Origin of the sequence: Sporosarcina sp. SG10008 (assembly GCF_044569405.1) — a bacterium.
Lineage (GTDB): Bacteria > Bacillota > Bacilli > Bacillales_A > Planococcaceae > Sporosarcina > Sporosarcina psychrophila.
The window spans coordinates 1,628,314-1,642,457 of record NZ_CP172607.1 but is presented as its reverse complement, the minus strand read 5'-3'; the positions used below and the strand labels follow the sequence as shown (position 1 = coordinate 1,642,457).

Genomic DNA, 14,144 nt, shown 5'->3' with positions numbered 1-14,144 from the left:
ACGGATATCCACCTTTCATTTCATGCCCCGCTTCACTGTTCCAGGACCGAATTTTTGTTCCAACTGCGAAAGCAAAGTATCCATTGTCTCTTCTTTCGCATGTTTTTCAAAGTTATAAATTGATAGCTGTTCATGCAGTTCATTCATCATAACCACATTTGATACGGTAATACCAAGAAGACGAATTGGTTCGCCATCCCAATGCCTTGTAAATAAATCAGCAGCTTCTTTATAAATATCTTGTTCTTTATAAAGTGGATTAAGGACCGTCCTGCTTCGAGAATGATTACGCCAGTCTGCTGTACGTATCTGGATCATGACGACTGTGCCGGCTAATTGTTTAGTATCAAGACGGGCCGCTACTTTGGACGCCAACCATTTGAAAACCTTCAGGCATTCATCCAAATCAGTTTCATCTACCGGTAATGTCGTTGAGCTGCCGAAACTTTTTCGTTCTTCAGCAGCTTCAGGGTCTACAAGACGGTGGTCAATACCATTTGCACGTTCATGCAGTCGGATGCCGTGTTTCCCAAAAGACGATTTTATGGTGATCTCATCTGTTTTTGCCAAATCCCCGATTGTGAAAAGGCCCAACTCATTCATCTTTTTCTCTGTACTCTTCCCAATTCCATGCATTTCAATAACCGGAAGTGGCCACAAGATAGATTCAATTTCCCTCTTTCGTAAAATCGTAATACCCATCGGTTTTTTCATATCTGATGCAGTCTTCGCAAGAAACTTATTCGGCGCGATACCAATCGAACACGGTAAGTCCAGTTCCTGTAAAAGGCGTTGTTGCATAGCTGATGCAATATTTACAGCATTGGTCAATCCACCAATCGTTGTAATATCGATATACGCCTCATCAATTGACACCGGTTCTACAAGGTCAGTAAAGGTTCGTAACAAGTCGAAAACTGCAGACGAAGCGATTCGATATTTTTCGAAATCGGGCGGGACAATTACCAGATCCGGACATAGCCGTTTCGCCTCACCGACGGTCATCGTCGTGTAAATGCCAAACGATCTTGCTTCATACGAACACGTCACGAGAATGCCTTTCCGTGCTTTTGGATTACCGGCAACCGCCATTGCGATACCTTTCAAGGAAGGGTCATGCGCTTGTTCGACGGATGCGAAAAAACTATTCATATCCAGATGAAGAATGACCTTTGCTTGTGAATCACTAACCGTCGTCAAGACATATTCCCCTCCTTCACTTTAATACTACTTATGTAGAAATAAAGAATGCCATTGAATTCGCTCAGGTGCAAGGGGGATATCTCCCGCCCTAAGCCAAGCAGCTTTGCCACCATTCTTAGGGCCTCGTCTACCCCATTTAAGGCGTCTTCAGTTAGGTTATTTAGTATTCATTTGTTTAATATATTTAATTATAACATGCAAAAACCGGACAGATGGCACTGCCCGGCTTACAGGTTACTTTTCTTGTGCTAGTTGTGCTTCCACATACTCGCCGATTTTATCCATCCCAGCAAGCGTTTGGGATAAAATCTCAGGATCGACAACGGTAATCATTCGGTTTTCTAAATTTGCAACTGTCGTGAAATAAGGTGTTCTTGAGTACGCAATAAGCCCCGAGGAAGTTAAAGCACTTTCTGGAATATCAAGAATTTCTTTCGCATTCAGTACAAGTAAACCAATGTATAAACTGCCAGTTTGAACTACAACAACACGTGCATCTTCATATCCTTGTGCAGTTTTACCATAGAGAATCTGTTCAAAATCCAGAATTGGAACAAGTTCCCCACGAATCCGCATAAGTCCGAGCATATATTCAGGAAGATGTGGGATCGGGTTTATTTGTTCAAGACGCTCAATTGACACGACAGTATCAACAGCAATCGCGTATTCCTCGTTACCACATTGGACAATAACTGCTTTTAAATCACTCATCCTTTTCCCCCCTTTACTTATTTGCCGTTACATGGATGATTTCAAGCAAGAGTTCTGTCAGCTTGTTCAACTCATCAACAGGCATCCGCTCATTTTTCGTGTGAATTTCTTCGTAACCAACAGCTAGTGTAACTGTTGGAATACCTGCGCCATTGAATACATTACCGTCACTTCCACCGCCGCTAGTTATTAACTGTGGCGTTAGTCCGATATTCTTAATGGCCTTCATCGCCGTTTGCACGACTTCTGCGTCTTCTTCAAAACTAAATCCAGGATACATCAGCTGAACTTCTGTTTCAGCTGTTCCGCCCATTAGTTCAGCAGTCCGCTCAAATGTACGAATCATATGTTCTATCTGTTCATTCAGCTTTTCCTGATTGATAGATCTTGCTTCCGCTAAAATACGAACTTCATCACAGACAATATTCGTTGCTTGTCCGCCTTCAAAGCGTCCGATATTAGCAGTTGTTTCTGAGTCAATACGACCCAGGGACATTGCAGAAATCGATTTAGCCGCGATATTGATGGCCGAAACTCCTTTTTCAGGTGCAACGCCAGCATGTGCTGTTCTGCCATGGATTGTCGTCCATAATTTTGCTTGGAAAGGTGCAGCAGTTACGATACCGCCAACTTTTTGGTCACTGTCGACAGCATAGCCGTATTTCGCCGTAATCAATGATGCATCCATTTCTTTCGCACCGACTAGGCCACTTTCTTCACCTGCTGTTATAATGAACTGAATAACGCCGTGTGGTTTACCACTTTCTTTCAAAGTACGTGCCATTTCAAATAGGGCCGCAATTCCTGCTTTATCATCTGCGCCAAGAATTGTCGTACCGTCAGAATAGACATAACCGTCATCACGCAATTCCGGTTTAATACTTTGACCAGGAACGACAGTATCCATATGACATGTGAAATAAATTGGATCGATGCCTTCAGCAGTCCCTTTCAAAGTCGCAATAAGGTTACCTGCGCCATGTCCAGTGCGATCGTCAGAATCATCTTCCTCAACATCAAAACCGAGTGCTTCCATTTTTAGTGTTAAAACATCAGCAATCGCCCGTTCGTTTTTCGTTTCAGAATCAATTTGTACGAGTTCCAAAAATTCTTCTAGTAGTCTTTGTTTATTCATTTAAAGCATCCCCTTAATTATAACGGTATATTACCGTGTTTCTTCTTCGGTCTAGTCTCTTGCTTGTTGCGCATCATGTCAAGTGCTTGCAATAGTTTAATGCGTGTTTCACGAGGATCAATAACGTCATCGACCATGCCGTGTGATGCCGCAACGTAAGGATTTGAGAATTTCTCTCGATATTCCTCGATTTTTTCTGCGCGCATCGCTTCCGGATCGTCGCTATTGGCAATTTCTCTGGCAAAGATGATATTCGCAGCGCCTTGCGCACCCATAACTGCAATTTCAGCATTTGGCCATGCATAGACAATATCCGCTCCGATTGATTTAGAGTTCAGTGCTACATAAGCACCGCCAAATGCCTTGCGTAGGATAACCGTTATTTTTGGCACAGTTGCTTCCGAATAAGCGTACAAAATTTTTGCACCGTGGCGAATTATACCACCATGCTCCTGTTTAATGCCCGGGAAGAATCCAGTTACATCTTCAAAAGTAATGATTGGAATATTGAAAGAGTCACAGAATCGGATAAAACGTGCAATTTTATCGGATGAATCAATATCAAGGCCACCCGCCATTACTTTCGGCTGATTACAAACGAGTCCGACCGGTTCCCCTTTCATACGGGCCAATCCGACGACAGCATTTCTTGCAAATTCAGCTTGAACTTCCATGAAGGAATCCGTATCAACGACTTGTTCGATAACCTTCCGAATGTCATATGGACGAATGGTTTCATAGGGCACAACATCAGCCAGATTTGCACGGTAATCATCAGCTTCGTCATAAGCAGCGACTGGCGGTTTTTCTGTATTGTTTTGTGGTAAATAAGCAAGTAATTTGCGGACATTTTCGAGAACAGTCTTCTCATCTTTACCACGGAAATGGGCATTCCCGCTGATTGAGTTATGTACTTTCGAACCGCCGAGGTCTTCAGACGAAATCTTCTCCCCAGTAACCGTCTCAATTACTTTCGGTCCAGTGATGAACATCTGGCTTGTTTCATCCGTCATGAATACAAAGTCCGTGATGGCTGGCGAATAAACTGCGCCACCTGCACAAGGCCCAAGAATGACTGATATTTGTGGAATAACACCCGAGTAGATAGCATTACGGTAGAAAATTTCACCATAACCGTCAAGTGAGACGACACCTTCTTGAATGCGGGCTCCACCCGAATCATTCAGTCCGATGAATGGTGCACCATTTTTAGCAGCGAGATCCATGACATTGGCGATTTTCATGGCATGCATTTCCCCTAGCGCTCCTCCAAAAACAGTAAAGTCCTGTGAAAATAAATATATTGGTCTACCGTTAACTTTCCCGTAGCCAGTTACCACGCCATCGCCTGGGCCGACTTGCTTGTCCATCCCAAAGTCCCGCGTACGGTGGATAACAAACGGATTTAATTCAACAAATGAATTCGGATCTAGCAGCAAGTCAATTCGTTCCCTTGCGGTCAACTTCCCTTTTTCATGCTGTTTAGCAATTCGCTCGTCTCCGCCACCAAGTTCAATCACTCTTTTTCTATCATATAATTCATTGATTTTATCATAGATATCCATTTTGTCAGTCCCCTTTGCCGCTTTTATCGCATAGCTCATACAATACGCCGAATGATGATTTTGGATGGAGGAACGCCACATCCGCTCCACCAGCACCTGGTTTCGGTTCTTCTTGCAGTAACTGAACGCCTTTTTCCCGCAGTTCAGCCATCCTTGAACGAATATCCGTCACACCGAATGCGATATGATGAACCCCTTCACCACGTTTTTCGATGAATTTCGCAATTGCTCCATCTTCCCCCAGTGGTTCCAATAACTCAAGCTTAATATTCCCAGCGTCAATGAACGCGACGCGCACGTTCTGACTTGGGACCTCTTCAACTGCTAAAAGCGTAAGCCCGAGCGTATGTATGTAATAGTCTATTGATACATCGATACTTTTGACAGCGATTCCAACGTGGTCTACTTTTTGCATAACAATTCCCCCTCCCCCTATTGTACATTTTACCTCATTAAACGGCTAGATGTTGTGATATTCATAAATTCTGTTAAAATAGAATTATAAAGCTTAAGGAGTTTTGACTAATGAGCAATCGTAAAGTACAGAAAGTCGTTGTTTTGGTAATGGTTGGAGCAATGCTTGCTTCAAGTGTTATGTTCGGTCTTAGCATGATCATGTAAAAGCAAAAAACAGTCCGTATGTGCAATCTAGCACATACGGACTGTTTTTTGCATTATATGTCTAGCCTAAGTTCATTTTCAGACGCCCAGCACTTTTCTTATAGTTCTTCGCAATATTCCTCAAATTGACTTTGTAGATTTGTCACAACAGACATTGGATCATGTCCTTCGATTTCATAACGTCCAACTTCAGCGACAAGCTTGCCGTCTTTCAGAAGTACGAATGATGGTGATGAAGGCAGGTGATCTTCTCCGAAAAGCATACGTGCTTGTGCAGTCGCTTCTTTGTCTTGTCCTGCAAACACAGTTACTAAGTGATCCGGACGTTTGTCATAATGCACTGCGTGTGCAGCTGCTGGACGTGCGATACCACCTGCACAACCGCAAACCGAGTTCACCATTACAAGTGTTGTGCCAGAACGTTTAAACGCATCTTCAACAAGCTCAGGCGTTGTCAGCTGCTCATAACCGCTAGCTTCCATCTCTGAACGTGCTTGTCTAAGGATATCATTCATATAAAGATCAAAATTCATATTCATGTTAATCAAACCCCTCTCTATTTACTTCTTTATCATAGCAGGACAGGGAGTTTCCTGCAAAAAATCGATTTCGAAATAATTAATAACCCAAAATGAAACCTTTTCCAGTTTCTTTCGTAAAACTACTAACTACTAATTATTCGACAAGGAGGAGAACGAAGTAATGGAATTCTGGATCATCGGTTCGGTTTTCGTGATGTACTTTCTTGTTATGATTCCAGTTCAATATAGCAATATTGTAGCTACAAAAAAAGAGCTTGAAGAATCTGGTTTAACGCATAACGATACATATGAAGTAATGAGTTTTGAGCAGCAACAGTTACAACTTAATCTACAAGGTAATCTCTTTAATTTACCCGCGACATTAATGGCACAGTATATTTATTTCATGCGCCATCGAGGCAACAAAAAGGTTAAATAGATGAAGGCTGTTGGAAAAGTCAATGTAATTTTCAAAAAGGTAATCCTACCTCAATCTTATCGAGGTTGGATTACCTTTTTTACTGTATGTTTATACTTAAATTTGTCAGTTCGTACACCATGTTAATAGAACCCCCCCCACACGGTTAAGATATCCACTTTGACAAAAAAAATATTTGAAAGAACCAATTGAAATACTGGAACTAAGTGTACGGTTGACTAAGATACTTAAAAAGAATGACATTCACACGCTAGAGGACCTTATCACTGAAGATACCTTTGAACTTGAATGTACGGGTCCGATTTTTAGGAAAGAGTTAGAGGAAGTAATTGACGAGATTATATTAGAAGTTCAATAAAACAAATATAACGAACTTTCCCTAATCTGATTGGTCGTTGTTTTTTTTGCAAACCCTTCTTTCTTTCGGATTCCACGTCCCCATGGACACCCTTGCGTTAGGCTAACTGTTACTTCTGCCTTCAAAGTTCGGGACTTGCACCCTATAGACTACTCCCATGCAGGGCGCACGATAAAAAATCCAACATATTTCTGTTGTGCCGGTACATTATTTTTCTTTAACCAAAGGAATGATTGTCCAATACGTAATAACTCTCCAGATCCATTCAAGTGGGCCCATTTTAAAATAGCGTAGCCAAATCATACTGAACACCATCTGAATGGCACAAATTACTATGCATATATATAAGGTTCCCATATACGAAAGGTTTGCTGATAGATTAAAAACTCTACCAGCAAGTAGAATAAGTGCAGTTTGTCCTACATAATTGGTCAAGGCCATCCGACCATAATGCTTTAGCGGTGAAAGAACAAGTTTTATTACTTTTGATTGTAATAAAAGAAGCAACAATCCTACATAAAATGCTGACAGTACTGGGCCGACCATTATACCGGCTCTCAAAAATTTACTTACCGCGTCAATTGGCCCTTCTTCATCTATAACTATCATACTGAAAAACGGTTCGTAAGGTACTAATTGATACTGTGCATATAAGGCGAATCCACTGAAGATTAACGCGCTTGCTGTAAAGATAAAGAGACGTCTTTTTTCACCAAGGTTTTCAAAAATACGATATTGGCCACAAACCAAGCCCAATAAAATCAATGGAAATGTTAAGAGTAGTTTCTCTCCCATAACTGCAAACACGACAAGCAACATCATGCCTATAGCAAGGTTCACATGCTTGTTTACTTTAAAGAACGGTAATACAAGTAATCCGCATACAGCATAAACTGCTAATGCTTCTCCCGGTTGAAAAAACATATGAACCATCCCAAATACAAATAGAATTACTATTCTACGTAAAAACAATACATATCCATTTTGTTTTTTACTTCGTGCCCGCGTAAGAAAGATATAAAATCCCACTCCAAACAAAAATGAAAAAATGGAGTAAAAACGACCTTCTACAAATAAAAATAAAAATCGTTGATAACTTGCATCTATTGTATGCGGCTCAGGAATACCTATTTGAAGCAAAGCCAATATATTTACCAGAATGATTCCCAACAAGGCGAATCCACGTATATAATCCAATTCCTCAATTCGTTTATTCATTCTATATTTCTCCACTCCATTTCTGATTTCATTGTAGGATAAATCCCAATACCTATCCATCGGTTCGGGTGACGTTTACCTTACAGTTTTGCAACATCTAATAATTCCTGCTAGATCGGCTATTAGATGAAAGTTGGATTACGAATGAAGGAGTTGAACGAACAGCTGGGCACTTTTCTCCAATGTTTAATAGATGTAATTGAACAGCGAGACAGAAATTTGATGCATAATCTGACCCAAACGGTGATGTATGTACATTTACTTCTAATAGACATAACACCCGAATGAGGAAGTATTTAACTTCATTACTCAATAAAAAGCGGCCAACCACAATTAATTCTGTAGAGGGGCCGCTTTTTATTTGGTCTTGTTTAACCTTTCCACAGAAAACTGGACCAATAAAAAAGACCGTCAATTGACGATCTCCTCTTGTTGAACTAAAGCACCACAACTGTAGGCTTTTTCATTTCATATACTGCTTTAAAAATGGCTCAATTCCTGGATAGCTTTCATTTATTACGATGGAGAGCAATTGATTACTGTCGACGATACAGTGCGTCATTAACTGATGTAGGGCTGACGCTAAACATTTTTCAGCATTGATTTCTTCAACTAACTTACACGTTTTTGACTCCAATAATGCTATTACTTTACAATACTGTTCCTCCTTGGCTAAGGAAAGCACTGTATCAACTACATTTTTCTCTTGCACGAGTAGCCGAAGTGCTAAATGTAAGCATTTTTTTTGTGCCTGCAATTTTACCTCATCTACTATGCGGATAATAGGTGGCTCTGGGGGACGTGCATGAAGGAGAGTTTGATCAAAAGCCCAGACGTAAACACCCTCTCGATTATTAAAGTAGCTCGGATCTCCAAACTGTATCACACCACCACAATGCGTACAAACTGCCGTATAGTTTACATAAAACACATCAATCCCTGGCTTTTCCACATTTCTGTACGTCCTATACGGAATAAATACATCATGTGCGCAGAAAAGACAAATAAGCGGTCGGTTCAAAATAGTAATTCGACTTTCCTCACAGCTTAAATCTTCTACCATATCTAATCTACCTGTTTGTAAACGATATTCGTTTCCATCCCTTTCGCTAGTTGTTGGAACTGCTGAATATTACCACAGTCTTTGCAAGTTAAAGACTGCAGTGTTAATTGCTGCTTTTGCTCTTCATCAACAAACGGTACTACATCAATATATACTTCCCGATGACTAAAAATGACACCTTCACAGTGGGTACAGCTTAGCTGTTTACCTACAATCCTTATTTCATAATTACCACGTCTTTTGACCAATTTACGATATCCTCCCTTTTCTAAGCTTCGATAATATCCAAAATCCGCCCTCTGTTTAACTAATTGACTATGTATAGCTTTTCTTCTTCCACTAAACTGCTGTGTTGGTTAAACAAAAACAGTGCATTATTCTCTATTCGTTCTTATTCATTTGAATACCTCTGGAATTTGACAAATAAAAAACATACTAAGATCAGTAGTGCAGACCAAGGCATTGGTTAGCACTACTATTTTTTTATATAGTAGAGGTGAAGAATAGGTCGTGGCAGCTTTGGGGTCTTGAATCCGTATAAAAAACCGACCTACTTCACTCCCCTTATTTGAATCAGGTTTAAGTATGTTGGATCCATCGAGATCGTGTATAAGAAATGGGAATCGATAAGGTGAAGGTGAGGGCTTTAAAACACACAAGGAGGGTGAATATGAAACACGTCATCGCATTTGATGTCAGTATGGGAAAGAGCTATATGGTCGTTTATAACGCGCTGAAGAAGTGTGAGTTGGAGAAAGAAATCGAGCACAATCGTCCCGAGTTCATCGAACTCAAAGTTTTGATCGATGACTTAATTGACGGATATGGAGAGCATCCTCACATCGTATTTGAAGCGTCAGGTGTCTACTCAAGGCCTCTGGAACGTTTTATGATAGAGAACAAATACAGGTATTGTCTTTTAAATCCCTTGGAAGCAAAACTCCAATGCGATTCTTTGCGTATGCACAAAACGGATCGAAGTGATGCACATCAATTGGCACTCACACACTTTACGACCGAAAGACGGATTGAAACAGTGTCGGATGATGTTTACAGACAACTGAAACGAATGTCTAGGCATTACAGTGAATTGGACGATGAATTGAGCGTCGCCCGGAGCCGAATGCATAAGGTCATTCAGGAAACCTTTCCTGAGCTCGAGAAGATATTCACAACCAAATCCGAGCTATTCCTGAACGTAGTACAATTATATCCGCATCCAGATCTTGTCATAAATCAATCAAAGACGGTCATTAAAAATCGGATACTTGCCAATACAAATAAACGATTGTCCGTTAAAAAAGCGGAGGAAAAGGCAGTTGAACTACTCAAGGCAGCAAAACAATCTTACCCAGCCGCCTCTTCAACTGATGTACTGTGTGATCAAGTACGTGTATATGCAAAACGATATCAAGAGCTCCTTCTTCAGAAGAATCAATGCATCGACAAAATGGAGTCCCTTGCCGAGGAACTTAAAGAATATGAAATTTTACGTAGTCTCCCTGCTATTGGAGCGAACACGGCCGTCCGAATCATAGCGGAAATTGGCGACATTCGTAGGTTTGACAACAACAGACAGCTAAACGCATATGCAGGTATCGATATTAGACGATACCAATCAGGGAAATTTTTAGCGAGAGATAAAATCAATAAACGTGGGAATAAGCACTTGCGTAAAATCATGTATCTAAACGTTCAGAACATGATTAAACAGCGACGATTCGGTGGAAATCATATCGTGGAGTATTACGATAAATTAAAAGCGCAACCCTACAATAAATGTCATAAGGTTGCCTCCATCGCATGCGTGAACAAGTTGTTAAAGACGATTTTCTTTCTTGTAACACATAATCAAAACTACGACTACAGGTTAGCCCCCTAGTATAGCCGTAGCATCATTTTAACATATTCAAGCCTTGTGAAAAAACGAAAAGTCATTAGGCTTATTTGGTGTGGATCAACAATCAAAATCCTCATAATGCATGAATGTTCATGAAAAAATTTCTTCAGAGGAAATGAGAAAAGTTATCTAAGATACTTGACTAATCGTAAGAAAAGCTGCCCATCCATAATCTAATCTGTGGAAGTACCGCTTTTAATTTAAGATTATAGTCGACGGCATTCGCATCCGCATAAACATACTTTGGACCGGCTGATTGTGAGTAACAGATTTCAATACCGATAGATGCTCGATTACCTTTGCCTTGTCCATCCCCTGCATGATAGATAGTAGCGTGTAAATGGGATAGCTTGTACAACGTGCTTGTCATCGATTGCGACGCGATAACCTACAACGGTTGCATTCCTTGTCATGTAAGCAATCTCATTAGCTGCCGTCGCATCATTGTACGTATTGTGGATGGTCACATACTCTGGTTTCATGGCGTATGGTACTTTTATATTCACCTGTCTATTTCACTACGACGCATAATAGTCCGAAAGTGAATAACAGAAACATGCTGAATTCATCTTGTATGATTAATAATCAATCTACCAATCTCAAATATTACAGCCTCTTCGAAGGACTGTACCTCACATAGTTTTTTTCTAGAGTCTTTTTTGTAAAAATACACTCCGTCAGTTTCAATCCAATCATACAGACAATGCATTTTCAACTTTTCAGCAGGTAATACTCCTTTTCTGTTAAGTATACCTACGCTTCCAGAGTGAAATCCATTCTCAATCAATCCTATTTTAAACGGCTCTATAAATACTGCTCTATGATTTAATTCATGATATAACCATTCTTCCCTACTAATATTAGAAATAGCTCCAATGAATCTTCTCGGAGACCACGGAATACTAAACACAACATCCTTACTAAAATCAAGCATTACAGAAGTTGTATTTTGACTATCTTCGTAAATTTCTAATGGAATGTTATTCTCTTTTAAAACATGATAAGGTGGATAAAAAAGATTATCTATTTTAGGAATATCATACTCTACAGTTGTCATAATAGGTTGCAACAATCTAGACTGTATTGAAAAAGCAAAAATATGAATTGCACGGTAAATGGGATGCTCGGAGTCATCTAACGATATATTTGTATTTTCGTTTATTATATTTTTAGCCATCAACATGCTATTCTCGAATTTTATATTTATTATGCGTTCCTCTTTTTTATTTTTACTTTTCCAAAACATATAAATCCCCCCTTTAACCCACAATTCTACAAAAGGAGGAATAATCCTTCATTTACTTCCCTGCTTCAACCTGCTCGGCCAAATATTCAGCCTCCGGAACCTGATAAATCTCCGTGAGGAACGCGAAATACTTAATCGTCGCTTTCGGTTGGGTTTTCGACATCGCCCCACACCTCCAACCTTGTCGCATCTAGTGCTTCGTTAAATCCATCATCTTCGTACTGTTCAGGATCCTCGTTACCGAATGCTTTTGCATGAGCTATTTTCAATTTTTCTTGTTCAAGTTGACGTTTGAAGTGGTCTGGTAGCATATCGAAATGTTTGGATAGGAAGTCCATTGCTTTTTCTCGACTAGCGAGCTTGATAGATACTCCATCCTTACCTTGCTTAACTTCACTGATTATAGTTCCATCCACTTCATCGTCATTCTTGAAATCAAGATGACTCATCTTATAGGTGATCGGTTTGAAATTAGCATCCAACATAACCTTGCCCGTTTTCGAATGCCGTTGTTCCATCTCGATACTTCCGAACTCAACAAAGACTGTTATGTCTGCAAAGGCTATTTGAATGTACTTATTCAACACATCCATCGCGATAATGAAGACTTCCTGGTGCATTTCACCTTTCAGTCTTCTGACTTCGACTGCCACCTTAACATTTCTAAGCAACCGACTTCCATCGACGTGAGCACTATTTCTTGCATACCCACCCTTGATAGCTGCCATTGTCGCGTTAAAGCTCTTAATGTAGTAAATACAAAAAAGCCTCTGCTTATCGGTTAAATCATCCGTCTCGACAAAGACTTCTTTTGCTACCTTTTTCGTTGCGTCGCGCTTCACGTTTCCTCTTGACTATTTTTCTCGATTCTTTCTACTGCGAATGGTGGAATCTTTCACGCCATGCTTTCCGCTAAATCATTGAATGATATTTCACTTGTTTCCCACTCTTTCTGTATCTCTTCCCAGTTTGGCACATCACCGTCCACCTCCGTTATTTTTGGCATAGAAAAAGCACCACGACGGGTGCGAAAGTAGATGGATTAGTTCAACATCGAGTGTCGATAACATTCTACAAGATGATCATTAACCATTCCTATTGCCTGCATGTATGCATAAATGGTTGTAGAGCCTACAAATTTGAATCCTAGTTTTTTTAAGTCCTTGCTGATCAGATCTGATAATTCCGTTGACGCAGGAACATCCGATATTTTAGTCCATTTATTTTTAATCGGCTCATGATTCACGTACTTCCATAGAAAAGAATCTAAGCTCCCATATTCATCAATTAATGATAAATACGCATTAGCATTTGTAATGACAGCATTAACCTTTAACTTATTCCTGATAATACCTGTATTACTCAAAAGTTCATCTATCTTGTCTTGATCATACTTCACGATTATCTTAGGATCAAAAAAATCAAATGCCTCATTTATAGTTTCCCGTTTTTTCAGAATCGTTATCCAGCTTAAGCCCGCCTGTTTACCTTCTAAAATAAGTAGCTCAAACAGTTTATTTTCGTCATGAACGGGAACCCCCCACTCATTATCATGATATTCTCTTTCAGTTGTATTCGTTTCAGCCCAACTACATCTACTAAACGGAATTTCATTACTCATTAGAATCACAACCTTACTCATTTAATTATATTTGTCCAAAAATTTATTAACATGCATTACTAACACTTGGAATAAACAGCTATTTATTCCCTCAATATATAACCCTCCACATGACATCATTCGTCATAAAAAGGGGAAACCCTCTATTTATCTCTCGTATGTATCGGGGCTAGTAAGAGAGGTTATGTCGCTCGCACGCACGCACCCCTTAAATGCTCCATATCCCCCGCATCAAGCGCCATATCAGTCTGTAACAACAACATGTCCTCGTCCGTGATATCCGTTTCAATACTCGGATGATGTTCCAAATATTGACGGAATATCTTGGATCCTTCCGACATCTCAGCCATAAGTTTTCGAGAGTTGATTTTCCCCATTTCCCCTAAAGCATTCGCACACTCAGCGATCGAAAAGCTCTCCATCAATCTTTTAAACTTTTCACGTTCATGGTCGTTGTTCATCCTTCTCCACTCTTTCTGAGTCATATGACAAATGAATTTTGATCCAATAATAATTTAGAAGTAGTCATCAATTACACCTGAT

Annotated in this window: 18 protein-coding genes; 4 read left to right on the top strand and 14 right to left on the bottom strand. The window is 40.0% G+C overall.

Going from position 1 to position 14,144, the window contains the following annotated elements; all coding sequences use genetic code 11:
* Nucleotides 1–15: 15 nt before the first annotated feature.
* The 5 genes from ACGLYD_RS07850 to mce form a co-directional block, all read right to left on the bottom strand.
* Complete coding sequence (locus ACGLYD_RS07850) at nucleotides 16–1,200, bottom strand: DNA polymerase IV (RefSeq protein ID WP_399632248.1); 1,185 nt, start codon at nucleotides 1,198–1,200, stop codon at nucleotides 16–18.
* 237 nt (nucleotides 1,201–1,437) lie between these two features.
* On the bottom strand, nucleotides 1,438–1,914 hold the full coding sequence (locus ACGLYD_RS07845) for a chemotaxis protein CheW (protein ID WP_067209139.1): 477 nt from the start codon (nucleotides 1,912–1,914) through the stop codon (nucleotides 1,438–1,440).
* A gap of 13 nt (nucleotides 1,915–1,927) precedes the next feature.
* Entirely contained in the window at nucleotides 1,928–3,049 is a 1,122-nt protein-coding gene (locus ACGLYD_RS07840) for a M20/M25/M40 family metallo-hydrolase (protein WP_342538192.1), read from the bottom strand.
* Between the two features lie 17 nt (nucleotides 3,050–3,066).
* Nucleotides 3,067–4,614 carry an acyl-CoA carboxylase subunit beta gene (locus ACGLYD_RS07835; RefSeq protein WP_187044800.1) on the bottom strand — a complete coding sequence of 516 codons (1,548 nt, stop codon included), beginning with the start codon at nucleotides 4,612–4,614 and terminating at the stop codon, nucleotides 3,067–3,069.
* 4 nt (nucleotides 4,615–4,618) lie between these two features.
* Nucleotides 4,619–5,029 (bottom strand): methylmalonyl-CoA epimerase, encoded by a 411-nt coding sequence (mce, locus tag ACGLYD_RS07830; protein WP_340764300.1) that lies wholly within the window; start codon nucleotides 5,027–5,029, stop codon nucleotides 4,619–4,621.
* 110 nt (nucleotides 5,030–5,139) lie between these two features.
* Here mce and prli42 point away from each other — a divergent pair, with 110 nt between their 5' ends.
* A complete protein-coding gene (gene prli42 / locus ACGLYD_RS07825) occupies nucleotides 5,140–5,235 on the top strand; it encodes a stressosome-associated protein Prli42 (protein ID WP_156476017.1) in 96 nt (31 codons plus the stop codon).
* 98 nt (nucleotides 5,236–5,333) lie between these two features.
* Here prli42 and ACGLYD_RS07820 read toward each other — a convergent pair whose 3' ends face one another.
* Nucleotides 5,334–5,774, bottom strand: a complete 441-nt coding sequence (locus ACGLYD_RS07820) for a BrxA/BrxB family bacilliredoxin (RefSeq protein ID WP_067209130.1) — start codon at nucleotides 5,772–5,774, stop codon at nucleotides 5,334–5,336.
* 163 nt (nucleotides 5,775–5,937) lie between these two features.
* On the opposite strand from ACGLYD_RS07820, the gene ACGLYD_RS07815 reads away from it, so the two are divergent.
* Together ACGLYD_RS07815 and ACGLYD_RS07810 are read left to right on the top strand one after the other, a co-directional pair.
* Nucleotides 5,938–6,195, top strand: a complete 258-nt coding sequence (locus tag ACGLYD_RS07815) for a DUF3949 domain-containing protein (protein ID WP_187044798.1) — start codon at nucleotides 5,938–5,940, stop codon at nucleotides 6,193–6,195.
* A gap of 175 nt (nucleotides 6,196–6,370) precedes the next feature.
* Complete coding sequence (locus tag ACGLYD_RS07810) at nucleotides 6,371–6,553, top strand: DNA-directed RNA polymerase subunit alpha C-terminal domain-containing protein (RefSeq protein WP_067209128.1); 183 nt, start codon at nucleotides 6,371–6,373, stop codon at nucleotides 6,551–6,553.
* A gap of 207 nt (nucleotides 6,554–6,760) precedes the next feature.
* On the opposite strand, the gene ACGLYD_RS07805 is transcribed toward ACGLYD_RS07810, so the two are convergent.
* From ACGLYD_RS07805 to ACGLYD_RS07795, 3 genes are all read right to left on the bottom strand, one after another.
* Complete coding sequence (locus ACGLYD_RS07805; protein WP_342538189.1) at nucleotides 6,761–7,771, bottom strand: DUF418 domain-containing protein; 1,011 nt, start codon at nucleotides 7,769–7,771, stop codon at nucleotides 6,761–6,763.
* Between the two features lie 463 nt (nucleotides 7,772–8,234).
* Complete coding sequence (locus ACGLYD_RS07800) at nucleotides 8,235–8,723, bottom strand: hypothetical protein (RefSeq protein ID WP_187047738.1); 489 nt, start codon at nucleotides 8,721–8,723, stop codon at nucleotides 8,235–8,237.
* A 113-nt stretch (nucleotides 8,724–8,836) separates the two neighbouring features.
* On the bottom strand, nucleotides 8,837–9,082 hold the full coding sequence (locus ACGLYD_RS07795) for a hypothetical protein (RefSeq protein ID WP_067209120.1): 246 nt from the start codon (nucleotides 9,080–9,082) through the stop codon (nucleotides 8,837–8,839).
* A gap of 422 nt (nucleotides 9,083–9,504) precedes the next feature.
* Between ACGLYD_RS07795 and ACGLYD_RS07790 the strand changes: the two genes are divergently transcribed.
* The gene (locus ACGLYD_RS07790) at nucleotides 9,505–10,716 is read left to right on the top strand and encodes an IS110 family transposase (RefSeq protein ID WP_342537653.1); all 1,212 of its coding nucleotides are present in this window, start codon (nucleotides 9,505–9,507) and stop codon (nucleotides 10,714–10,716) included.
* A 311-nt stretch (nucleotides 10,717–11,027) separates the two neighbouring features.
* On the opposite strand, the gene ACGLYD_RS07785 is transcribed toward ACGLYD_RS07790, so the two are convergent.
* The 5 genes from ACGLYD_RS07785 to ACGLYD_RS07765 all read right to left on the bottom strand — a co-directional run bounded on the left by ACGLYD_RS07785 (nucleotide 11,028) and on the right by ACGLYD_RS07765 (nucleotide 14,062).
* A complete protein-coding gene (locus ACGLYD_RS07785; protein WP_187047736.1) occupies nucleotides 11,028–11,240 on the bottom strand; it encodes a hypothetical protein in 213 nt (70 codons plus the stop codon).
* Nucleotides 11,241–11,299: 59 nt separating this feature from the next.
* Entirely contained in the window at nucleotides 11,300–11,980 is a 681-nt protein-coding gene (locus ACGLYD_RS07780) for a DUF6710 family protein (protein WP_067209114.1), read from the bottom strand.
* Between the two features lie 131 nt (nucleotides 11,981–12,111).
* A complete protein-coding gene (locus tag ACGLYD_RS07775) occupies nucleotides 12,112–12,822 on the bottom strand; it encodes a terminase small subunit (protein ID WP_399632237.1) in 711 nt (236 codons plus the stop codon).
* Between the two features lie 200 nt (nucleotides 12,823–13,022).
* Nucleotides 13,023–13,601: a DNA-3-methyladenine glycosylase I gene (locus ACGLYD_RS07770; protein ID WP_067209109.1), complete on the bottom strand. Its 579-nt coding sequence runs from the start codon at nucleotides 13,599–13,601 to the stop codon at nucleotides 13,023–13,025.
* Between the two features lie 182 nt (nucleotides 13,602–13,783).
* Nucleotides 13,784–14,062, bottom strand: a complete 279-nt coding sequence (locus ACGLYD_RS07765; RefSeq protein ID WP_399632234.1) for a hypothetical protein — start codon at nucleotides 14,060–14,062, stop codon at nucleotides 13,784–13,786.
* Nucleotides 14,063–14,144 lie beyond the last annotated feature (82 nt).

Bases quoted from the DNA above. Each gene is read 5' to 3' on its own strand.
- ACGLYD_RS07845 (WP_067209139.1), bottom strand. From the start codon at position 1,914: ATGAGTGATTTAAAAGCAGTTATTGTCCAATGTGGTAACGAGGAATAC.
- ACGLYD_RS07790 (WP_342537653.1), top strand. From the start codon at position 9,505: ATGAAACACGTCATCGCATTTGATGTCAGTATGGGAAAGAGCTATATG.
- ACGLYD_RS07835 (WP_187044800.1), bottom strand. From the start codon at position 4,614: ATGGATATCTATGATAAAATCAATGAATTATATGATAGAAAAAGAGTG.
- ACGLYD_RS07780 (WP_067209114.1), bottom strand. From the start codon at position 11,980: ATGTTTTGGAAAAGTAAAAATAAAAAAGAGGAACGCATAATAAATATA.
- ACGLYD_RS07770 (WP_067209109.1), bottom strand. From the start codon at position 13,601: ATGAGTAATGAAATTCCGTTTAGTAGATGTAGTTGGGCTGAAACGAAT.
- ACGLYD_RS07805 (WP_342538189.1), bottom strand. From the start codon at position 7,771: ATGAATAAACGAATTGAGGAATTGGATTATATACGTGGATTCGCCTTG.
- prli42 (WP_156476017.1), top strand. From the start codon at position 5,140: ATGAGCAATCGTAAAGTACAGAAAGTCGTTGTTTTGGTAATGGTTGGA.
- ACGLYD_RS07765 (WP_399632234.1), bottom strand. From the start codon at position 14,062: ATGAACAACGACCATGAACGTGAAAAGTTTAAAAGATTGATGGAGAGC.
- ACGLYD_RS07840 (WP_342538192.1), bottom strand. From the start codon at position 3,049: ATGAATAAACAAAGACTACTAGAAGAATTTTTGGAACTCGTACAAATT.
- ACGLYD_RS07820 (WP_067209130.1), bottom strand. From the start codon at position 5,774: ATGAATATGAATTTTGATCTTTATATGAATGATATCCTTAGACAAGCA.
- mce (WP_340764300.1), bottom strand. From the start codon at position 5,029: ATGCAAAAAGTAGACCACGTTGGAATCGCTGTCAAAAGTATCGATGTA.
- ACGLYD_RS07815 (WP_187044798.1), top strand. From the start codon at position 5,938: ATGGAATTCTGGATCATCGGTTCGGTTTTCGTGATGTACTTTCTTGTT.